Consider the following 20,420-nt stretch of genomic DNA (forward strand, 5'->3'; position numbering starts at 1 on the left):
GCAAAACCGCACTGACAGGCCCTGTGGATTATGAATCGTCGAAAGAAAATCAAGCAGCTATTGGAGGCGCATGCCAAGAAGGCCAATGCCAAACTGGCGCCGCGCAAGCCCAAGTACATCTGCAAGGCAGACCGCTTGAAGATGGAAGCAGAGGCGGCGGGGGATACCCCTGATGCAGCGCAAAGCTGATAGCGGAATTGGAAACTTACCCTGTGGGAGCGGCCTTGCGTCGCGATAGGGCCGCATAGCGGCCCCAGATTTCAACGTCACGGCAACCCTTGCCGGGGCTGCTTTCACAGGTACTGCATAAGTCTGAAGCTTGCGCTGTACCTGTGGGCGCTGGCCAGGCGGCGATGAGGCCAGATCAAGCAGCACCAGACAGCTGTCCCACAGAGCGTGCGACCCGCATCAGGCGTGATGGTCAACGGCGGTAATAACGGTAGTCGCCATGGTGGCGCTGGTGCATGGCCCGCTCATGGCGGCGCTCCCAATCACGGCGCCGTTCCCAGTCACGCCGCCGCTCCCAGTCCCGCCGGGCTTGCTCCCGCCGCCACTGCTCACGGCGCCAGTCGCTTCTGTGGTCATGCCAGCGGTCGTCGTCGTGAGCCAGCAGCGTGGCCGGCTGTGCATTGGCTACACTGGCCACCCTCGACCAGGGGTTGGCGGCAGGCTGTAACGGTGACTGAACCGCAGGCGCCATCGCCACCGGTGCTTTCATTTGAGTTGCGGATGCCGTGCCCACCGCCGCGAACGAGAACAGGCCGAGCAGCACCAACCTTGCGACATGTATTTTCATGAGCGAAGCCAACCTCTGATAACAATTGAGCCATCTGGCCAGCAGGTGTGGACGAACCTTGTCTCGCGTTCCGCTACCTTTCTGTGCCTCCCACATAGACCGGCAAACGGGAAAAAGTTCGCTACAGCAACAACTTGTAGAAATTTATGATGCCTGGTCACTACGTTCCACAAGCCTGACTGTGCGCGTGCAGCGATCTACTGTTCATTGGTTTGCGAACACTTCTCGCAGGTGTGCCCGGTAACTGTCGAACGCGGCAATCGTACCCACAATCACCTCGGCCTCTTGCTCGTCAGTCAGCACCAGGCCATCAAGCCTGGCCACGAACTCGCGCCAGTGCAACGCGCGCCCATCGGGGTGCGGTGCCAGGTGGCGGGCACCCTGATCGCCATCCAGGCCCAGGCGCTGGGTTTGCTTGAACAGGAACGCCGCCCCCAGGTTCGAGCCTTCACTGCAATACAGCCATCCCAGCGCCTGGGCCGGGCTGGCGCTGACTTGTCGAGGCGGCGCTGGCAGCGACAGGCCCAGGTCACGCAAGTCGTCCTCTACTGCCGCGAAGCGTGACAGCGCCACCAGGCCCGGCAGGCGCTGGTTGAGTTGGTCATCCTGGTAAAGCGCCACTAGGCTGCCATGAAAACGGTGCTGCACCTGCAGAAAGCGGCCATAACGCTCGTGGCTCTCGAAGGGCCGGGCCGCCATTACCAGTTGATCAACGCTGTCATGGTCCCGGCTGCTAGCCGCTTTCAGGCGTTGGCAGCGGCTCGGCTGCAAGAGGTCGGAGTGTACAGCTGTCATGGGTGTATCCGTGGCAAGAAGGCAATGTGTCAATCATGCTTGCCAGCAAGGGTAGGCGGCAAGCGCGAGCGAGAGCCCCGCACGTCGGTGGGTCGAAAAAACACCAGCCCTTGGGCTATAGGAGCGGCTTGCCCGCGACTGATTTAACATGGCTGACGCATTCAAGTTCCCCGGGAGCCAGTCATGAGTACCCTACAGTTCCGTACCCCCACCGTTGCAGACGCCGAGCGCTGCTACGCCATTGAAATCGGCGCCTATGAAGGAGATGAAGCGGCCACGCTGGAAAAAATCCGCACCCGCATCGCGCAGTATCCGCACGGCTTCCTCATCCTGGAAAACATGGGTGAAATCGTCGGCTTCATCAATAGCGGTTGCGCCTACGAAGTGGTCATGTCTGATGAAGACTTCAAGGAACTGGTCGGCCATGACCCGGCAGCACCGAACGTGGTGATCATGTCGGTGGTGGTGGACCCTGCGCACCAGGGCAACGGTTACGCCAAGCGGTTGATGGACGAATTCATCGCCCGCATGAAGGCGTCAGGCAAACAGGCCATTCACCTGATGTGCAAGCAGCAGCATGTGGCGCTGTACCAGAAGATGGGATATCAGTACGTCAAACCGTCGCCTTCGGACCATGGCGGCATGGCCTGGCATGAAATGATCCTCGCGCTGTAATCCATGGGCCAGGATCAGGCCGATCGACCGAAAAGACCGTGGATCACTTCCCTGAGCCAGCGGTTGCCACTGTCTTGGTGATAGCGCGCATGCCAGTGCTGTTTCACGGTGAAGCCCTCCACAGCGAATGGGCAGTCGTGCACTTGCAGGTCGTGCATGTCGGCAAGGGTCTGGCCGATATGCCTTGGTAGGGTGGCGACCAGGTCGGTGCTGCCAACGATCATCCCCAGCCCCAGGAACGCCGGTAGATCCAGCACGATCCGGCGCTCTATACCCGCCCGGGCCAGCCCCGCCTCCAGCAACTTCTGGCCGGTGCCTGCGCTGATCTGTACATGGCCTTCGGCTTGGTAGCGGGCCACATTCATGCCATGGGCGAGGCGCGGGTGCTGGCGATTGCTCAGGCACACCCAGTCCTGATCGAACAATACCTGCTGATACATCCCGCCTCCCAGCCAGGGCACAAAACCAATGGCCAGGTCGGCCTCGCCCGACTCCAGGGCACTTTCGCTATTGCCGTCGATGCGCGCCGCCTCCAGGCGAATGCCGGGGGCATGGCTGCGCAGGTAGTTGAGGATGCTCGGCAGCAAGGTGATATGGCTGGCATCGCTGACACACAGGCGAAAGTGTCTTTGCGCGGTGGCGGGTGTGAATTGCGGTTCCCACGCCGTCAGCCGACGCAGCGATTCGAGTACTTCGCGGCAGGGCCCGATCAACTGGTCGGCGCGCGGAGTCGGGGCCATGCCACCGGGGGTGCGGACAAATAACGGGTCGTTCAGTTGCTGACGCAGGCGGGCCAGCCAGATGCTGATGGTTGGCTGGCTTTGGCCCAGCTGCTCTGCGGCACGCGTAACGCTGCGGCAGTGATACAGCAGGTCGAACAGTTGCAGCAACTTGGGCTCGGGCAGGGCATCGGCGGCACTCATTATTGCAATTCTCAATAGGTGTATTGAGGCCATTGTATAGCCCGATCGGGAGACGCTGCATAAGGTAATCGCAAACCACAGGAGGTCTGCGATTTGAAAATCTGCATTCTGGGTGCCGGTGCCCTGGGCTGCGCTATTGGCGCGGCGTTGAGTGAGGCCGGGCACCAAACCTGGCTGCTCAACCGTGGCCGTGAGCATGTCGAAGCCATCAACCTGCACGGTTTGCAGGTACAGGACGAACACGGCGAGCGGCAAGTACGTGTCAATGCCACCACCGCTGCCAACGACGTGGGCGTGGTTGACCTGGTCGTAGTGTTGGTGAAGTCGTTCCACACCGCTGAAGCGATGGGCGGTGCCACAGCCCTGCTCGGGCCGCAGACGCTGGTACTGTCGCTGCAGAACGGCCTCGGGCATGAAGACATTCTGGCCGAGGTCGTCGGCAGAGCGCGAGTACTGGCGGGCAAAACCTATGTCGGCGGTGTGTTGTTGGCACCGGGTTCGATCCGAGCTGGCGTGGCGGGTAAGCACACTTACATCGGTGAATTGGACGGGCAACTGACGCCTCGCGTGCAGGCCATCGCCGAGGCCTTCAATGCTGCGGGGCTGGCCACCACGGTCAGTGACAATATCCTCGGCACCATGTGGGACAAGTTACTGGTGAATGTCGCAACCGGCGCGCTCAGCGGTATCACCATGCTCAGTTATGGCCAGCTGTACAGCGAACCGTTGCTCGAGAGCACCGCCAAGGCTGCCGTGGCCGAGGCAATGGCCGTTGCACAACGGGCCGGTATCAGGCTGGGCCTTACCAGCCCAGATGCGGCATGGGCACTGGCCGCCGAGGGCCTGCCGGCAAGCTTCCGTACCTCGATGCTGCAGAGCCTGGAAAAAGGCTCGATCACCGAAATCGACTTCATCAACGGCTCCGTCGTGCGCTGGGGCCAGCGCCATGGCGTTGCCACCCCCGTCAACGCGACCTTGGTGGCCTGTATCAAGGGCATTGAACGCGCGATGGCCGATCACCAGAAAAGGGATAACCCATGAGCCAGCCGAAAGCCTACCTCGAACACGTTGCCTTCTGGGTGCGCGACATTCAGTGGCATATCCGTTTCTTCAACGAAGTGTGCGGTATGGCCCTGCGAGAAGCGCAGGGCGATGTCGAGCAGCCCACGCAGTACTGGACGCTGGGCGGCCTGCAGTTCATTCACCAGCCTGACTTCGCCGGGCCGGAGGGGCGCATGGCCCACCTGGGCATCATGTGCGAGGACCTCGAAGCCGCCCTTGCCGCAGCCCAGCGCTTCGGCGTCAGCGAAATGCCTCAGGGCCGCAACTGGCTGCGCCTGCCGGACGGTTTGGCAGTTGAGTTCATCCAGGCCTCGCCGGCCACTTGCGTCGCCCAGGCACTGGCCATCGACCCGCGTGCGGAGGTATCGGCATGAGCGTAGTGGAGAAATTCTGGGACGATGCCCGCGAAGGCGATGAATGCCTCAGCCCCACCTACACGGTAACCCGCGAGCGCATCCTGGCTTACGCCGACCTTACCGGCGACCACACCCCGGTCCATGTCGATGAGGAATACGCCAATGCCAGCCATTTCGGCTGCCTGGTCGCCCACGGCTTGTTCGGGTTGTCGATCGCCGATGGCTTGAAGACCCAATGCCAATACCGCTTCGTGCCAGGCATGTCGCTGGGTTGGACGTGGGATTTCGTACTGCCGATCAAGGTCAACGATGTGCTGCAGGTACGCATGCGCGTGGGGGCGATGCGTCCCAGCAAAAGTCGCCCGGGCTGGGGCATCGTGGTTTTGCCGTCGGAACTGATCAACCAGAATGGCGAAGTCGTGCAGCGCGGTGAGCACCGCCTGATGGTGCCAAGGAGGGCAGAAGCATGAGCCAGGCGTTGCCTTTGGCGGGTATCCGCGTCATCGACTACAGCCACTTCCTCGCCGGCCCTTATGTGGGCCGCTGCCTGGCCGCGCTGGGGGCCGAGGTGATCAAGGTCGAACGGCCGGGCAGCGGCGATGCCGGGCGCCAGCATGCGTTTACCCTGGACGAGCAGCAGAGCGGCTACTTCCTGCAGTTGAACATGGGCAAGCAGGGCGTCAGCGTCAACATGAAGGACCCGCGTGGCAAAGCCTTCATGCAACGCCTGACTGATTCGGCCGACGTGTTCATCGAGAACTATCGTCCAGGTGCCCTGGACAAGCTTGGCCTTGGTTATGCCGAGCTGTCGGCGCGTAACCCGCGTCTGGTTTACTGCTCGATCTCCGCCTACGGCCACACCGGGCCTGATGCCCACCGCGCCGGCTTCGGGCTGATCGCCGAAGCCAAGAGCGGCATCATGCAGATGGTTGGCGTGCCGGGCGAAGCGCCGCCGTTGCTGCGCATTTCCCTTGGCGACATGTACACCGGTATCCATGCTGTAGCGGCGATCAACGCGGCGCTGCTGGGCAGGGTCAGCTCTGGACGCGGACAACATATCGACATGGCCCTGTACGACACGCTGGTGTCGATGCACGAGTATGCGGTGCAGTGCTACACGTTGTCGCAGGGCACAGTGCTACCCGAGCAGACCGGCCATGACATGCCGACCTCGACCCTGTATGGCGTCTTCCGCGCAGCCGATGGCGACCTGGTCATCGCCGCTCAGGTCGACGACGCCTGGCAGCGCTTCGCCGCCATGGTCGAGGCCAATGGCGGCCCGCCTGGGTTCGGTAGCGATGGCCGCTACCATAAGCTCAATGGCCGCAATGCACATCGCGAGGCGATTCTGGCGGTAGTCCGGGATTGGGTCGGCGTGCGTCGGGTCGCCGACATCTTGCAACTGCTCGATGGCATCGACATTCCCAGCGCCAAAGTGCAACGCATTGATGAAGTGCTGGCCGATCCGCAGATTCAGGCTCGCAACATGGTCATCGAACAGCAGCACCCGCGCTACGGCACCTTGCGCCTGCCCAATCTGCCGTTCCGCTTTTCTGACTGCGATACCACGATCCATCAGGTTGCCCCGGACCTTGGCCAGCACAATGCCGAGGTCGCTGCGGGGCTTGGCTTCAGTCCCGAAGAAATCACCGCCATGCAAGCGGCCGGTGTGCTGTTCACCCACGGAGATGCACGATGAGCGACCGCTATGCAGTGATTGGCCGACCGATCAACCACACTAAATCCCCGTTGATCCACGGCCTGTTTGCCCAGGCCAGCGGTCAGACCCTGGAGTACGGCGCGATCGAGGGCGAGCTCGAGGGTTTCGAGACCCAGGTGCTGCAATTTTGCAGTGCTGGCGGGCGGGGCATGAATATCACAGCGCCATTCAAGCTGCGCGCCTTCGAGCTTGCCGACCGGCGCAGCGAGCGGGCTGAGCTGGCGCGGGCGGCCAATGCGCTAAAGTTCGAGGATGGCCATATCTTCGCCGAGAACTTCGATGGCATCGGCTTGCTGCGGGATATCGAAGAGAACCTCGGTGAGCCGCTGCGCAACCGTCGGGTGCTGATGCTCGGCGCCGGTGGTGCGGTTCGTGGCGCGTTACTGCCCTTCCTGCAGGCTGGGCCCAGCGAGCTGGTACTTGCCAATCGCGACATGAGCAAAGCCTTGGTGCTGCGCAACGAGCTGGATCACCCAAGGTTGCGTATCAGCCGTTACGAAGCGCTGGAAGGGCAAACGTTCGACATCGTGATCAATGCCACTTCTGCCAGCCTTGTCGGTGAACAGCCGCCGTTACCTGGCGGGGTACTTGGCGGCACGCGGCTGGCCTACGAACTGGCGTATGGCAAAGGCCTCACGCCTTTCCTGCGCCTGGCCGGGGAGCGGGGTGTGACGCACCTGGCCGACGGCGTGGGCATGCTGGTCGAACAGGCGGCAGAAGCGTTTGCCTGGTGGCGCGGGGTGCGGCCCGATACGCGTGCGGTGATTGATCGCCTGACGATCCCGCTGGAGTAAGGCATGGTCGCCAATGTCCTGATGCTGCACGGCATCAACCACAACATGTTCGGCAAACGCGACCCGCGCCAGTACGGTACGGCCACGCTGGCCGATATCGACCAGGCCTTGCGTGCGCTGGGCGAGGAACTGGGGGCGCGGGTCGAGAGCTTCCAGACCAACTTCGAAGGCGCCATGTGCGAGCGAATCCACCAGGCGTTTGAAGAACGGGTGGATGCGGTGCTGATCAATGCCGGGGCGTGGACGCATTACAGCTATGGTATTCGCGACGCACTGGCCATTCTCGAAGCGCCGGTGGTAGAAGTACATATGTCCAATATCCATGCCAGGGAGCCGTTCCGGCACCATTCGGTGTTTGCCGACGTGGTGCGGGGGCAGATCTGTGGCTTTGGCGTAGAGACCTACCTGCTGGCGTTGCGTGCGGCCATGCGCATGCTTTGAGCCAAGGCATCGACTTTTGTGGGCGTGGGCATGTCCGTGCCCACAGGGTGCGCTCAAAAGCCCATGATGCATCACCGACCCGAAGGAACTCTACCGTGTCTAGCCCGGCAGTGACCAATACCTCCCGCCACGCTACCTGCATTGCCTTGCTGGTCGCTATCACCTTCTTCATGGAAAACCTCGACGCCACCGTGATTGCCACGGCACTGCCGCAAATGGCCAGTGACTTCGGTGAAAGCGCGGTCAGCCTGAATATCGGCATCAGTGCCTACTTGCTGGCCGTTGCGGTGTTCATCCCACTCAGTGGCTGGGTGGCCGACCGTTATGGCCCGCGACGGGTTTTTGCTGGCGCCATCGGGCTGTTTACCGTGGCTTCGTTGCTGTGCGGTATGGCCCCCAGCCTGGAAACCTTTGTCGGGGCTCGGGTACTGCAGGGCATTGGAGGTGCGCTGATGGTGCCGGTGGGCCGGTTGGTGGTGCTGCGCACAACCGAGAAAAAAGACCTGGTGAGAATGCTCGCGGTAATCACCTGGCCTGGCCTGGTGGCGCCAGTATTGGGCCCACCGCTTGGCGGCCTGATCGTCACGCATTGGTCGTGGCCCTGGATCTTTTACCTGAACATCCCCCTCGGGTTGCTGGCCATTGCGGCGGCCTGGCTACTGATTCCTGATGCGCGGTCAGCTGAAAAGCGCCGCTTCGACACGCTGGGGTTCGTTTGCCTGGCGTCGGCATGTGCAGCGTGGCTGGTCGGCCTGGAAATGCTTGGCTCTCTGGCGGGGGGTAGCCTGGGCGCCGGGCTGGCACTGGTGTCGCTGGGCGGCTTGCTTACCTGGTTGGCGATTCGCCATTGTCAGCGGCATCCATCGCCGCTTTTGCCACTGGATACCTTGTCTATCCCCACGTTCAGGGTCAGCATCGTGGGTGGGACCTTGTTCCGCCTCTCGATCAGTGCCTTGCCGTTCCTTATCCCGTTGCTGCTGCAGATTGGTTTCGGCTTGTCGCCGGTGGATGCCGGGCTGCTGGTACTGGCGATCTTCGCTGGCAACCTGGCGATGAAGCCGTTTACCACCGGCTTGCTGCGCCGCTATGGTTTCCGCCGCGTGTTGCTGGTCAACGGGCTGATTGGCGTTGGTTGCATTCTGGCTTGCCTGGGCTTGCAGCAAGGCATGCCGTGGTACGGGATGGCCGTGGTGTTGTTCGTGGGCGGGCTTTCGCGCTCGATGCAGTTCACCACCTACAACGCCGTCGGCTTTGCCGAAGTGCCCAAGCAGCAGATGGGCGAGGCGTCGACGTTATTCAGCATGTGCTTCCAGCTGGCGATGGCGTTGGGTGTTGCGGTGGTGGCATTGCTGCTGCGTGTGGCGATGATGGTGCGGGGCGGCGAAGGCGGGTTGACGGTCAGCGACTTCCACTGGGCGTTGATTGGCGTTGCCTTGATTGCCTGTGTGGCGTTGGCCGATGCCATTCGCTTGCCGCGCAACGCCGGGGAACAGGTGCTGCGCACCTGAGACCAGCGACAGGGCCGGTACCGGTCACTCAACCCTGCAAGGCATCGCGCAACTGAATGACGCCGTCAAGCGTCAGCGCCTGGGCCGAGTAGCACAGGCCGATACGCCGGCGCAGGTCGAGCTGCGGCATTGGCTCGATGCGCACACCGCGGTGTTCGGTGGCAAGTGACTCCGGCACGATCGCGGCACCCACGCCTGCGGCAACCAGCTCCAGAGCCAGGGCAAAGGTGTCTGCTTCTGCGACCAGAATACCGCTGTAGAAAGGTTGCAGGCGCTGATGGCTGGGCTGTGCAGGGCAGGTGACCCAGCGCGCTTGAGTAGTTGTTGTTTGGTGCGCAACCGCGAGCACGAACGGGTCGCTGTGCAGCGGCAGAAACAACTCATCTTCACAGCGCAGTTCTTCGCTGGCCAGCCGCACCTCGCCCATGCAGCCGCTCACCAGTTGCAGGCGCACCGGGGGCTGAATGCCCGCCGCTGCCAGCACCACCTGGCCCAGCACAGCGGCACTCACGTCCTGCCCCACACCGATCTGCAACGGCGCACGTTCACGATCGCCTTTGAAACGGCCGAGCAGGCGGTTGGCGTCGGCGACCATGCGCTGCGCTTCGGGGTACAGCGCGCGGGCATCCTCGGTCACCTCGACGCCGCGGGCCTGGCGCACGAACAGCGTGGTGCCCAGCGCCTGCTCCAGTGCCCTGATGCTACCGGAAAGCGCCGGTTGGCTGAGGTGTATCGAACGCGCGGCGGCGGTGATGTTGCGTTCTTCGAACACGGCGATGAAGGCGCGAAGCTGGCGATAATCCATGAGGTACCCATAAGTGATGCCGATGGCTGCGAAAAGAATTTCCCATTTTTCGCAAGAAAAAGCAGCTTTTATACTTGCTCTACTTCTGACCCATAGGCAAATCGGATAACAGGATGGCGACCATGACCCACACCCATAAACCTTTGGTAGTCATTACCGGTGCCAGCTCCGGCATCGGCCTGGCCACCGCCAAGCTGCTGTCCAGCCGTGGCCACGCCCTGTTGCTGCTGTCCCGCCGTCTGGCACCCATGCAACAACTGCAGCTGCCCAACAGCCTGGCGCTGGCGGTCGATGTCACCGACCGCGCGGCTGTGCTGGCAGCCGTTGCTGAAGCCGAGACGCGCTTCGGCCCGGTAGACGCGATCATCAACAATGCCGGCGTGATGCTGCTGGGCAATATCGCTACCCAGGACCCAGAGCAGTGGGACCGTATGCTCGACGTCAACGTGGGTGGCCTGCTCAACGGGATCCATGCGGTCGCCAGTGGCATGGTCGAGCGCAGGCAGGGCACCATCATCAACGTGAGTTCCGTGGCCGGGCGCAAGGCCTTCCCCAACCATGTCGCCTACGTCGGGACCAAGTTCGCCGTAACCGGCCTGTCGGAAAACCTGCGTGAAGAACTGGCCCCGAGCAACGTGCGGGTAATCACCATCGAGCCGGGCGCAGTCGACACCGAACTGCTCAGCCACACGACCGATGCCGCCATCAAGGCAGGCTACAACGACTGGAAGCAGGAGATGGGCGGGGTGCTCACGGCCGAGACCATTGCCGAGACCATCGGTTTCGCCTATGGCCAGCCGCAGTCCGTGTGCATCCGCGAAATCGTGGTGTGCGCTACCCGCCAGCAGCAATGACTGGCCCGATCGCGACATAAGGCCGCGCCAGGCTTTAGAGATGTGCTGTCAGTGCATGTGCGCCACTGGCACCTTGACCGGTTTCAAATGCCCCTCATCAGGCTCCATGATCGGCACCTCGTTGCCATGGCGGTCATACAGCTTGCCATCACGGAACACATCACCTTCATTCAGCCCGGCGATATCCCGGTAGCGCAGGGTGCGTTCGCTGGCAGCGACAAAGACCGACTGTTGGTCGGAGTTGCCGGCGCGCAGGTGGTTGAACAGCAAGTTGAGCAGAATCGCCATGATCGCCGCCGAGCTGATGCCGGAGTGGAAAATGGTCTCGAACCAGGTCGGGAAGTGGTGATAGAAGCCCGGCGCCGCGATCGGGATCATGCCAAAGCCGATCGAGGTGGCGACAATGATCAGGTTCATGTTGTTGCGGTAGTCCACCTGGGCCAGGGTGCGGATGCCGCTGGCTGCGACCGTGCCGAATAGCACCAGCCCGGCACCACCGAGTACGGCGGTAGGTACCGCGGCCACCAGTCTGCCCATGACCGGCAGCAGCCCCAGCGTGACCAGGATCAGGCCGGCGCTGGCCACCACGTAGCGGCTCTTGACCCCTGTCACGGCGACCAGGCCGACGTTCTGCGCGAAGGCACTTTGCGTGAACGAGCCGAACAACGGCGCCAAGGCGCTGGAGATCATGTCGGCCCGCAGGCCATTGCCCAGCCGTTTGGAGTCCACCGGGGTGCCGATGATTTCACCTACGGCCAGGATGTCTGCCGAAGTCTCCACCATGGTCACCACAATGACGATAAGCATCGACAGTATCGCTGCTACCTGGAACTGCGGGGCGCCAAAGTGCAGCACTTCGGGCATGGCCACCCACGGCCCTTGCAGCGCCTGGGAGAAATCGGCCATGCCGGTGGCCATCGCGGCCAGCGTGCCGATCACGATTGCCAGCAAGATCGACAGGCGCGACAGGCTGGCACTGCCCAGCTTGCTCAGCAGCAGTACCGAGGCCAGGGTGAACGCCGCCAGGCCGATGTTTGCCGGGCTGCCGAAGTCGGCGGCCTGGCTGTTGCCGCCCATGGCCCAGCGCGCGGTAACCGGCATCAGGGTCAGGCCGATGGTGGTGATGACGATGCCTGTCACCAGCGGTGGGAAGTACCTGATGATGCGCGAGAACAGCGGCGTGATCAGCAGGCCGACCAGTGATGACACGATTACCGCGCCGAACACCACCTGCATGCCGCCGGTGCCGTCATTGCCGATGATCGCAACCATGGTGGCGACGCTGGCAAAGGAAACCCCCTGCACCAGCGGCAAGCGGCAGCCGAAGAAGGGAATGCCCAAGGTCTGCAGCAATGTCGCCAGGCCACCGGCGAACAACGAGGCGGCAATCAGCAGGCCGACATCGCCAGCGCTGAGGCCTGCGGCCTGGCCGATGATCAGCGGTACGGCGATCATGCCGCCGTACATGGTCAGCACATGTTGCAGGCCATAGGCCAGGTTGGCGCCCACGCCGAGGTTCTCGTCTTCGGGACGAGGGGAAGCGGGAGAAGTCATGGTGAGTAGCTCGCTTTATTGTTTTATGCGTCTAACAGCACGGTCTCAGTCGCATTCGTTGAGTTTTGAGTGGGAGGCGTGGGCTGCTGCAACCGGTCTTGGCCGCAGCAGCCCGGGTCCATCAGTTGCCGCTGACCAACTGGTGTGCCAGCTGGTTGTGGCGCTCCAGCACGCGTGGCAGGTCGACGGTGGCCAACTGGCCGTCTTTCACCACGACGCGGCCGTTGATCACGCTGGTGTGCACCTGGGTCGGGGTGCAGAACACCAGTGCCGCCAGCGGGTCGTGGTGGCCACCGGCATAGGCGACGTGGCCGAGGTCGAAGGCGACGAAGTCGGCGACCATGCCCGGGGCCAGGGCGCCGATGTCGTTGCGGTTGAGCACCTTGGCGCCGCCGAGGGTGGCGATTTCCAGCGCTTCGCGGGCGGTCATGGCGTCGGGGCCGAAGCCTACCCGCTGCAGCAGCAGGGCCTGGCGCACTTCACCGATCATGCTGGCGCCGTCGTTGGAGGCAGAGCCGTCGACCCCAAGGCCCACCGGTACGCCGTGGTCGCGCATCTTGCGTATCGGGGCAATGCCCGAGGCCAGGCGCATGTTCGAGCATGGGCAGTGGGCGACGCCGGTGCCGGTGCGGGCGAACAGCTCGATGCCGTGCTGGTCGAGCTGCACGCAGTGGGCATGCCATACGTCGTGACCGACCCAGCCGAGGTCCTCGGCGTACTCGGCAGGGGTCATGCCGAACTTTTCGCGGCTGTAGGCGATGTCGTTCACGTTCTCAGCCAAGTGAGTGTGCAGCGACACGCCATAGTGGCGTGCCAGCACGGCGGCTTCGCGCATCAGGTCACGGCTGACCGAGAAGGGTGAGCAGGGTGCTACCACGATGCGGCGCATCGAGCCGTGGCTGGCATCGTGGTAGTCCTCGATCAGGCGTTGGGATTCCTTGAGGATGTCAGCTTCCTTTTCCACCACCGCGTCCGGCGGCAGGCCGCCCTGGCTCTGGCCCACGCTCATGCTGCCGCGCGCGGCGTGGAAGCGCATGCCGATCTCGGCGGCGGCGTGGATGCTGTCGTCCAGCTTGCAGCCGTTGGGGTAGATGTACAGGTGGTCGCTGGAGGTGGTGCAGCCCGACAGGATCAGTTCGGCCATGGCGGTCTGGGTCGACACCGCGATCATCTCAGGGGTCAGGCGCGCCCAGATCGGGTACAGGTTGGTCAGCCAGTTGAACAGCTCACCGTCCTGGGCTGCCGGCACCACGCGAGTGAGGCTCTGATACATGTGGTGGTGGGTGTTGACCAGGCCTGGGATGACCACTTTGCCGGCCATGTCGAGGACCACGTCGGCCTGTTGTGGCAGGGTGTCAGTGGGGCCGACCTGGGTGATCAGGTTGTCTTCGATGTACAGGCCGCCATTCTTGATCTCGCGGCGTTCGCCGTCCATGGTGACCAGAAGTGCGGCGTTTTTGACGAGGAGGGTTTGCTTACCGGTTGCAGATAACATGGCTTAAGCCCGTTGCAATACGCCTTGGCGATTACCGAGGTCGTAGGCGAGGGATAATGTAATCAGGAAACCTGTAAGTTGTATACATTCAACTGCAATTGATGATCTTGATTCATTCAATTCGTGAAAAATAACCAAAAATAGGAATTTTATTTACCAATAGACTGGCAGCATCTTTTCTGGAGCCTGTTTTGATGTCTGCTTTTGAACCCCGCCTTGGGGCTACTGCCACCGGCCGTACTGCTGCAATCAGCGTCGCGATCCTTGCCTTTTCGGCCTTTTTGATCGTCACCACCGAGTTCCTGATTGTCGGCTTGTTGCCCGCGCTCAGCCAGGACCTGGGGGTTTCCATTTCGATGGCGGGCCAGTTGGTCACGCTGTTTGCCTTTACTGTGATGCTAGCCGGCCCATTCCTGACGGCGGCATTGGCGCACCTGGACCGCAAGCGGTTATTCATCACCATTCTGCTGGTATTTGCCGCAGCCAATGCATTGGCTGCGGCCTCGACCAGTTTCTGGGTGCTGGCCATCGCGCGGGTCGTGCCGGCACTGGCGTTGCCGGTGTTCTGGGGCACGGCCAGTGAAACGGCCGGCCAGTTGGCCGAGCCTGATAAAGCAGGGCAAGCCATTTCCAAGGTGTACCTGGGCATCTCGGCGGCGATGTTGCTGGGTATTCCGCTGGGCACCGTGGCGTCCAATGCCGTGGGTTGGCGTGGCGCATTCTGGGTACTGGCCGCCCTGTCGTTGCTGATGGCACTGGCCATGTGGGTGTGGATGCCGCACGTTGCACGCGCGGCAAAAGTCGACTTCATGCAGCAGGCACGCATTTTCAAAGAGCGCTTTTTCCTCGCCAATGTGCTGCTTTCGGTGGTGGTGTTCACCGCGATGTTCACAGGCTACAGCTACCTGGCCGAGCTGCTGCAGCGGGTGGCGGGTGTACCACCCGCGCACACCGGTTGGTGGCTGATGGGCTTTGGCGCGGTGGGCCTGCTCGGCAACTGGATGGGTGGGCGGGCGGTGGACCGTTCACCGCTCAGGGCGACGGCGCTGTTTCTGGTGCTGCTGGCCATCGGCATGGCGGCAATCGTGCCGTTGGCCCATGCAGGTCTGGTGTTCTGCCTGGCACTGGGGGTGTGGGGTGTGGCCAACACGGCGCTGTACCCCGTCAGCCAGGTGCGGGTGATGGGTGCTGTGACGCATGCCCAAGCTTTGGCCGGTAGCACCAATGTGTCCGCGGCCAATGCGGGGATTGGCTTGGGCGCTGTACTCGGTGGCTTGACCATCCCTGGCCTGGGTATCGAATACCTGGGCTATGTTGCCGCAGGCGTGGCACTGGTAGCGCTGGGGCTTGTGCCGCTGGTCGCCAGCCTTGCGCATCAGCGCGCATCGCTTGCCCGCGTACCATGAGGCGCCAGCCGAGGCAGCAGGTAGTCCAGCAGCGCGCGGACCTTGGGTAGCCCCTCGCGGCTTTTGAGCCACACCAGGTTCATCGGCAGGCCGTCGGTGGCCAGCGCGGGCAACACTTCGACCAGGCGCCCTTGATCGAGGTGTTGCTGGGTCAGCCAGGTAGGTAGCTGGCCAATGCCATGACCGGCCAGCACCGCTGCAACTTCCCCTTCGCCGTCGCCTACCGCGATGCGCGGCTGTACGGTGCGGCGTTCCATTTCGCCAGCTTGGCGGCCCTTGAAGAACCAGGGGCTGACCCTGCCGTCGGTATGCCCGTAGCCGACGCAGTGGTGGTGTTCAAGGTCGCGTTCGTCTTGCGGTACGCCGTGCTTTTCCAGGTAGGCGGGTGCGGCACAGAACATCAGGCGCTGGGCGCCAAAATACTGGTGGCCGAGCGCCGCCGGCCAGGCATCCGGGCCACCGATGCGCACCACGATATCGATGCCCTCGTGTACCGGGTCGACGAAGCGGTCAGAAAACGACACGTGCGGCTGCAGCAAAGGGTGCAGGCGAATGAAGTCAAGGATCAGCGGCAGCACATGCAGGCGGCCGTATGAGGCTGGCAGTTCTATGCGGACTTTGCCATGGGGTTCGTTGTCGCGGGTGACCAGCGCGTGCTCAACCTCTTCCAGGTCGGCCAGGACCGAGGTGCAGGTGCGGTAGAAGATGACGCCAGCCTCGCTGAGCGACAAGGTGCGTGTGGTGCGGTTGAACAGGCGTGCCCCCAGGCGGGCCTCGAGCCGGGCCACGCTTTTGCTGATGGCCGAACTGGTGAGGCTGAGCCGCTCTGCGGCTGCCGTGAAGCTGCCCAGATCAGCGACGGCAACGAATACATCAATGCCTTTGAGGCGTTCGGAGGAGTGCATGACCGGCCTTTTTGATGAATTTATTTCCATTGTCAGTGGAGCATATTGAATGCTGACAAGGAAATTTCATCAATGGCGTATGTGTATCAGCCCTTCGTGCAGCAGCAGGTTTGCCCGCGAAACAGATGACGCGTTGTTCGCAGGCAAACCGGGCCATGCCGTCAGGTTCAACTGCCCTGCGGCATTTCTCCACGCGCCAGCCCGGTTAACCACGGCCAGAATCGGGTAGTTGCGGTAAAGCCGGGTGCTCAGGCGCTGGTCGAACTCCAACAGGGCCAAGATGGCCAGGTCGATGTCGAAGTTGTACACCCGCTCCAGTGTCCCGGCTTCGCTGCCGAACGACGTCTCCAGTTCGATTTGCGGGTAGCGCGCCATTGCGCGAGGCGAAACGGCATTGTGCTGTGCAGCGCGCCAGTCAGGGTTTGTGCACGGTTCATGACGGTTTCCTTTTGTTCTCTGGCGCCGGCCCACGGGGCACGGCGAGTCGGCACTCTTGAAAGGTGCTACAGGAAAAACGCGAAATGTCCGGCGGCTTGCGCGCCGATGAAATTGCGCCCGCGGGCGCCCTGCATTGCGGCGTCGATCATCGCCTCGGCCTCGGCGGCTGTCACGCCATAGTCTGCAAATTCAGTGCGCACGCCCAGCTGATGGAGAAATGCTCGCAAGCGCTGTTGGGCCGCTGCCAGGTCGCGGCCGAAGGCCTTCTGCAAGGTCTGGTCACGCTCTGCATCACGGCCCCAGGCCAGGCCCAGCACCAACGGCAGGGTGAAGGAGCAGGCGATGCCGTGGGGCAGGCCATGGCGCAAGGTCATTTCGTAGGAAATGGAGTGAGCCAAAGCGGTCTTGGTGTTGGAAAAGGCCAGCCCGGCCTTCAGTGCAGCCAACGCCATGCGTGCCCGCAGCTCGCGGTTGCCCAGGTCCTGCTGCAGGCGTGGCAGGCAGTCGAGAATATCGTCGATGGCCGACAGGGCGAAGGTGTCGGAAAGCGGATTGGCGTTGTGGTTCCAGATCGATTCCAGCGCGTGGGACAAGGCATCCAGCCCGGTGGATACCGTCACCCCGGCCGGGACGCTGAGCATCAGTTCCGGGTCGATCAGCGCCACGCTGGGCCATGTACAGGTCAGGTGCAGCGAGTACTTCTTCTGCTGGCCGGCGTCCCACAAGGTGGCCCATGGCGTCACCTCGCTGCCGGTGCCAGCGGTGGTGGGTGCTGCTACCAGGGTCTTGTGTCGCGCCGGGGTGAACGGTTTGCCGCTGGCCAGCAGCTCGAGCAGTTCATCGAAGTGGCCAGAAGCGGTACCGACGATCAGCGCCTTTGCGGTATCGATGGCGCTGCCTCCGCCCAGCGCCAGCACCGTATCGCAGTCGCCGTGCCGTGCCCAGAACGCTTCGTGCACACCCCGCAGCCAGGCGACATCCGGGTTGGGTTGCACCTTGTCGATCACACACACCAGTCGCTCGCCCAGCAGGCTGCGTACCCGCGCGACCAGTCCGAGCTGTTCGGCCTCGGGGAAGGTGACCAGGGCGACCTTGCCGGGGCAGTGTTGGGCGATCTGATCCAGGCTGCCACCGCCAAAAATGGTGGTGACCGGGTTGTGGAAGCAGGCAGGCATGGGCAGTTCCTTAGTGTTGTTGGAAGGTGCAGCCATGCTCGTCGGCGGGCAGGTTTCGATCCAATCGATTGATTGCAGGGGGCTATCGGTTGAGCCGATAGCTGGTGCAAGGGGCATGGGCTTGAACTCCAGGCATGGTCTGCCCGTCGCGCGCCAACCGGGCGCACGCGGCAAGGGGTGGTTGGGCGACGCGTCAGTGGCGGGCGTTGCCCTGAATGGCGTGCCGCAGGCGGTTGGAGAGCAGATCGGCGAGCACCACCATCAGGGTGATGACCAAGATGCAAGTGGCGGTTTCCTGGTACTTGAACAGCTTCAGGCTGCTGACCAGTTCGAAGCCCAGGCCACCGGCACCGACCATGCCCAGCACCGTAGCCGAACGCAGGTTCACCTCGAAGCGATACAGCACCACGGCGATCCAGGCGGTGATCACTTGCGGCAGCACGCCAAAGGCGATCACCTGCAGTGGCCGCGCACCGGTGGCCTGTAGCGCTTCAATGGGCCCTTGGTCGATTTCCTCGATGCTTTCGGCAAAGAACTTGCCGAGCATGCCCACACCATGCAGCGCCAGGGCCAGCACGCCAGGAAAGGGCCCCAGGCCTACCGCCGAGACAAACACCAGGGCCAGGATCAGCTCGTTGATGCTGCGAATCACGTTCAGCAGCTGCCGGGTGCCCTGGTACAGCCAGCGGTTGCCATGCAGGTTACGCGCGGCCAGAAAGCCCAGCGGCACGGCGAGCACGATCCCCAGCAGGGTGCCCCACAGCGCGATCTGCAGGGTTTCCAGGGCCGGGCGCCACAGACTGGGCATTATGCTCAGGTCTGGCGGCAGCGAGCGGCCAAGGAAATCCCCGATCTGTGGCAGCCCGTTGGCCAGCTCGCCCCAGCTTAGCTGTGCCCCTTCAGCGCTCCACTGCAGCACCAGGACGATCGCCACTAACAGCGCGCCAGTGCCCAGCCAGCCACGGGCGCGAGTGGGTGTGTTGACCAGCCATTGATGGCTCTGCGTGTTCATGCCGAGGCTCCTGTGCCCGTGGCCAGCATTGGCCGTGGTGCAGCCATTGCCTGCGCAGACTCATTGGCTGATGGGGTGTGATAGATGTGCTGCAGTGCGGCTTCGTCCAACTGACCGGGTTGGCCGTCGAATACCAGGCGCCCGTTGGCCAGGCCGACGATGCGGTCGGCGAATGCCCGCGCCAGTTCCACCTGGTGCAGGTTGCACACCACGGTAATGCCGAGCGTGCGGCTGGTTTCGCGCAGGTACTGCATCACCACATGTGCGGTGTTCGGGTCGAGGCTGGCCACCGGTTCGTCGGCCAAAATCACCTGTGGTCGCTGGGCGAGCGCACGGGCGATACCCACCCGCTGCATCTGCCCGCCAGACAGCGCATCGGTGCGCGACCCGGCCTTGTGCTCAAGCTCGACCCGGCGCAGGCAATCAAGGGCCAGTGTCACGTCGTCACGGCGGAACAGCTGCAACAGCGAGGCGAGGGTGCTGCAGTGGCCAAGACGGCCGGTCAGCACGTTCTTGAGCACCGACAGCCGCGGCACCACGTTGTGATGCTGGAAGATCATCGCGACCTGCCGGCGCAGCGCGCGTTGGTCGGCTGCACGCATGGCGTTTACCCCGGCCACTTGCAGCTCCCCGGTGTCGGCCTGGGCCAGCCGGTTCATGCAGCGCAGCAGGGTCGACTTGCCGGCGCCGGACTGGCCGAGGATCACCACGAATTCACCGGCCTGAACATCCAGATCGATGCCGCGCAGTACCGGGTTGTCGGCGTAGCCCTTGGTCAGCTGGCGGATGCGGATCATTTCAGGCTCCGCAGGTCGAGGTCGAGCACTTTGGCGGTGTCACGAACCACGTTGTAGGCCTCGTCAGTGGTCGGCTGGAAGCCATTGAGCATGCCTTGGTCGCCCCATGGCACGTCCTTGATCCCGGCAAAGGCGGTGCGCAGTTTGGCCTGCAGTTCGGGGTCGAGGTTGTTGCGCCAGACCATCGGTGACTCGGGAATGTCCGGTGAGGTCCACACCACCTGGAAGTCCTGTTGCTGAACCTGCCCGTTGTTCACAGCCCCGGCCAGGATACGGTCGGCCACGGCCGCCGCATCAACTTTGCGGTTTGCCACGGCGAGAATGCTGGCATCGTGCGAGCCGGAGAAGATCACCCGTGAGAACAGGGTTTTCGGATCATGGCCAGCGTGCTCCAGGCCGGCCTTGGGGAACAGGTGGCCGGAGGCCGAGCTGGGGTCGACGAAGGCGAAGGTGTGGCCCTTGAGGTCGTCGAGCGTACGAATGCCGCTGTCCCGGCGGGCGATGATCAGGCTGTGGTAGGCGCTGCTGGCGGTCTTTTTGGTCACCGCCACGGCAAAGGCTTCGGCCCCCGCGACCTGGTTGGCCAGTACGTAGGAAAACGGGCCGAGATAGGCGACGTCCAGCTTGCCGGCGCGCAGGGCTTCGATCACCCCGTTGTAGTCAGTCGCGACGAATGGCTTGACCGGCATGCCCAGGCGCGCCTGCAACTGGTCGAGCACCTGCTGGCTGCTCTTGATCATGGCCTGGGAGTCTTCCGACGGGATCAGGCCGACGGTCAGCACCTGCTGCGCCTGCACGGCGGGGGCGAGCAGCAGTGGCAGCAGGGCGAGGCGGGCACAGCGCAACAGTTTCGGGAAGGGCGTCATGGCAGTACCGGAGTGGTTGTTGTCGGTAGCGCCAACGTTAGGG

At 63.1% G+C, this 20,420-nt stretch carries 22 protein-coding genes and 1 pseudogene; 11 read left to right on the forward strand and 12 right to left on the reverse strand.

Features of this window, described 5'->3' with window-relative positions; genetic code table 11:
- Window positions 1–30: 30 nt before the first annotated feature.
- Window positions 31–189 carry a DUF2986 domain-containing protein gene (locus OZ911_RS10715; protein WP_016486084.1) on the forward strand — a complete coding sequence of 53 codons (159 nt, stop codon included), beginning with the start codon at window positions 31–33 and terminating at the stop codon, window positions 187–189.
- Between the two features lie 232 nt (window positions 190–421).
- Here OZ911_RS10715 and OZ911_RS10720 read toward each other — a convergent pair whose 3' ends face one another.
- Both OZ911_RS10720 and OZ911_RS10725 read right to left on the reverse strand, forming a co-directional pair.
- Entirely contained in the window at window positions 422–796 is a 375-nt protein-coding gene (locus OZ911_RS10720) for a hypothetical protein (protein ID WP_031311767.1), read from the reverse strand.
- Window positions 797–1,000: 204 nt separating this feature from the next.
- Window positions 1,001–1,591 carry a biliverdin-producing heme oxygenase gene (locus OZ911_RS10725; RefSeq protein WP_023047289.1) on the reverse strand — a complete coding sequence of 197 codons (591 nt, stop codon included), beginning with the start codon at window positions 1,589–1,591 and terminating at the stop codon, window positions 1,001–1,003.
- Between the two features lie 183 nt (window positions 1,592–1,774).
- On the opposite strand from OZ911_RS10725, the gene OZ911_RS10730 reads away from it, so the two are divergent.
- On the forward strand, window positions 1,775–2,266 hold the full coding sequence (locus OZ911_RS10730) for a GNAT family N-acetyltransferase (protein WP_023047290.1): 492 nt from the start codon (window positions 1,775–1,777) through the stop codon (window positions 2,264–2,266).
- A gap of 14 nt (window positions 2,267–2,280) precedes the next feature.
- On the opposite strand, the gene OZ911_RS10735 is transcribed toward OZ911_RS10730, so the two are convergent.
- Complete coding sequence (locus tag OZ911_RS10735) at window positions 2,281–3,189, reverse strand: LysR family transcriptional regulator (protein WP_016486088.1); 909 nt, start codon at window positions 3,187–3,189, stop codon at window positions 2,281–2,283.
- Window positions 3,190–3,282: 93 nt separating this feature from the next.
- Between OZ911_RS10735 and OZ911_RS10740 the strand changes: the two genes are divergently transcribed.
- The 7 genes from OZ911_RS10740 to OZ911_RS10770 all read left to right on the forward strand — a co-directional run bounded on the left by OZ911_RS10740 (window position 3,283) and on the right by OZ911_RS10770 (window position 9,070).
- Window positions 3,283–4,230, forward strand: a complete 948-nt coding sequence (locus OZ911_RS10740; RefSeq protein ID WP_016486089.1) for a ketopantoate reductase family protein — start codon at window positions 3,283–3,285, stop codon at window positions 4,228–4,230.
- Window positions 4,227–4,625 (forward strand): VOC family protein, encoded by a 399-nt coding sequence (locus OZ911_RS10745; RefSeq protein WP_016486090.1) that lies wholly within the window; start codon window positions 4,227–4,229, stop codon window positions 4,623–4,625. The genes OZ911_RS10740 and OZ911_RS10745 overlap by 4 nt, the downstream gene beginning before the upstream one ends.
- Window positions 4,622–5,077, forward strand: coding sequence for a MaoC family dehydratase (locus OZ911_RS10750; protein ID WP_031311769.1), 456 nt, complete (start codon window positions 4,622–4,624; stop codon window positions 5,075–5,077). Before OZ911_RS10745 ends, OZ911_RS10750 begins: the two co-directional genes overlap by 4 nt.
- Window positions 5,074–6,306 (forward strand): CaiB/BaiF CoA transferase family protein, encoded by a 1,233-nt coding sequence (locus tag OZ911_RS10755; protein WP_023047296.1) that lies wholly within the window; start codon window positions 5,074–5,076, stop codon window positions 6,304–6,306. Before OZ911_RS10750 ends, OZ911_RS10755 begins: the two co-directional genes overlap by 4 nt.
- A complete protein-coding gene (aroE, locus tag OZ911_RS10760; protein ID WP_023047297.1) occupies window positions 6,303–7,121 on the forward strand; it encodes a shikimate dehydrogenase in 819 nt (272 codons plus the stop codon). Before OZ911_RS10755 ends, aroE begins: the two co-directional genes overlap by 4 nt.
- Window positions 7,122–7,124: 3 nt before the next feature.
- Entirely contained in the window at window positions 7,125–7,562 is a 438-nt protein-coding gene (gene aroQ / locus OZ911_RS10765; protein ID WP_023047298.1) for a type II 3-dehydroquinate dehydratase, read from the forward strand.
- A gap of 95 nt (window positions 7,563–7,657) precedes the next feature.
- A complete protein-coding gene (locus OZ911_RS10770; protein WP_024717939.1) occupies window positions 7,658–9,070 on the forward strand; it encodes an MFS transporter in 1,413 nt (470 codons plus the stop codon).
- A 28-nt stretch (window positions 9,071–9,098) separates the two neighbouring features.
- On the opposite strand, the gene OZ911_RS10775 is transcribed toward OZ911_RS10770, so the two are convergent.
- Window positions 9,099–9,875: a LysR family transcriptional regulator gene (locus OZ911_RS10775; RefSeq protein ID WP_023047299.1), complete on the reverse strand. Its 777-nt coding sequence runs from the start codon at window positions 9,873–9,875 to the stop codon at window positions 9,099–9,101.
- Between the two features lie 122 nt (window positions 9,876–9,997).
- On the opposite strand from OZ911_RS10775, the gene OZ911_RS10780 reads away from it, so the two are divergent.
- Window positions 9,998–10,729, forward strand: coding sequence for an SDR family oxidoreductase (locus OZ911_RS10780; protein ID WP_023047300.1), 732 nt, complete (start codon window positions 9,998–10,000; stop codon window positions 10,727–10,729).
- A 48-nt stretch (window positions 10,730–10,777) separates the two neighbouring features.
- On the opposite strand, the gene OZ911_RS10785 is transcribed toward OZ911_RS10780, so the two are convergent.
- Together OZ911_RS10785 and OZ911_RS10790 are read right to left on the reverse strand one after the other, a co-directional pair.
- Complete coding sequence (locus OZ911_RS10785) at window positions 10,778–12,283, reverse strand: nucleobase:cation symporter-2 family protein (RefSeq protein WP_023047301.1); 1,506 nt, start codon at window positions 12,281–12,283, stop codon at window positions 10,778–10,780.
- A gap of 121 nt (window positions 12,284–12,404) precedes the next feature.
- Window positions 12,405–13,778, reverse strand: coding sequence for an 8-oxoguanine deaminase (locus OZ911_RS10790; RefSeq protein WP_070086755.1), 1,374 nt, complete (start codon window positions 13,776–13,778; stop codon window positions 12,405–12,407).
- 194 nt (window positions 13,779–13,972) lie between these two features.
- Between OZ911_RS10790 and OZ911_RS10795 the strand changes: the two genes are divergently transcribed.
- Entirely contained in the window at window positions 13,973–15,184 is a 1,212-nt protein-coding gene (locus OZ911_RS10795; protein ID WP_095114874.1) for an MFS transporter, read from the forward strand.
- Here OZ911_RS10795 and OZ911_RS10800 read toward each other — a convergent pair.
- The 6 genes and pseudogenes from OZ911_RS10800 to phnD form a co-directional block, all read right to left on the reverse strand.
- The gene (locus OZ911_RS10800) at window positions 15,154–16,089 is read right to left on the reverse strand and encodes a LysR family transcriptional regulator (protein WP_016486100.1); all 936 of its coding nucleotides are present in this window, start codon (window positions 16,087–16,089) and stop codon (window positions 15,154–15,156) included. The two genes, OZ911_RS10795 and OZ911_RS10800, sit on opposite strands and share 31 nt — an antisense overlap.
- A gap of 189 nt (window positions 16,090–16,278) precedes the next feature.
- Window positions 16,279–16,464, reverse strand: a pseudogene (locus OZ911_RS10805) (LysR substrate-binding domain-containing protein); the annotation flags it as partial.
- 128 nt (window positions 16,465–16,592) lie between these two features.
- Complete coding sequence (gene psrA, locus OZ911_RS10810) at window positions 16,593–17,702, reverse strand: iron-containing alcohol dehydrogenase PsrA (protein WP_023047304.1); 1,110 nt, start codon at window positions 17,700–17,702, stop codon at window positions 16,593–16,595.
- A 193-nt stretch (window positions 17,703–17,895) separates the two neighbouring features.
- Window positions 17,896–18,714, reverse strand: coding sequence for a phosphonate ABC transporter, permease protein PhnE (gene phnE, locus OZ911_RS10815; RefSeq protein ID WP_016486103.1), 819 nt, complete (start codon window positions 18,712–18,714; stop codon window positions 17,896–17,898).
- Window positions 18,711–19,511, reverse strand: coding sequence for a phosphonate ABC transporter ATP-binding protein (phnC, locus tag OZ911_RS10820; RefSeq protein ID WP_016486104.1), 801 nt, complete (start codon window positions 19,509–19,511; stop codon window positions 18,711–18,713). Before phnC ends, phnE begins: the two co-directional genes overlap by 4 nt.
- Complete coding sequence (gene phnD, locus OZ911_RS10825; protein ID WP_083283747.1) at window positions 19,508–20,377, reverse strand: phosphonate ABC transporter substrate-binding protein; 870 nt, start codon at window positions 20,375–20,377, stop codon at window positions 19,508–19,510. Before phnD ends, phnC begins: the two co-directional genes overlap by 4 nt.
- Window positions 20,378–20,420: the final 43 nt, after the last annotated feature.

This window comes from Pseudomonas fortuita, assembly GCF_026898135.2.
GTDB classification, from domain to species: Bacteria; Pseudomonadota; Gammaproteobacteria; order Pseudomonadales; family Pseudomonadaceae; genus Aquipseudomonas; species Aquipseudomonas fortuita.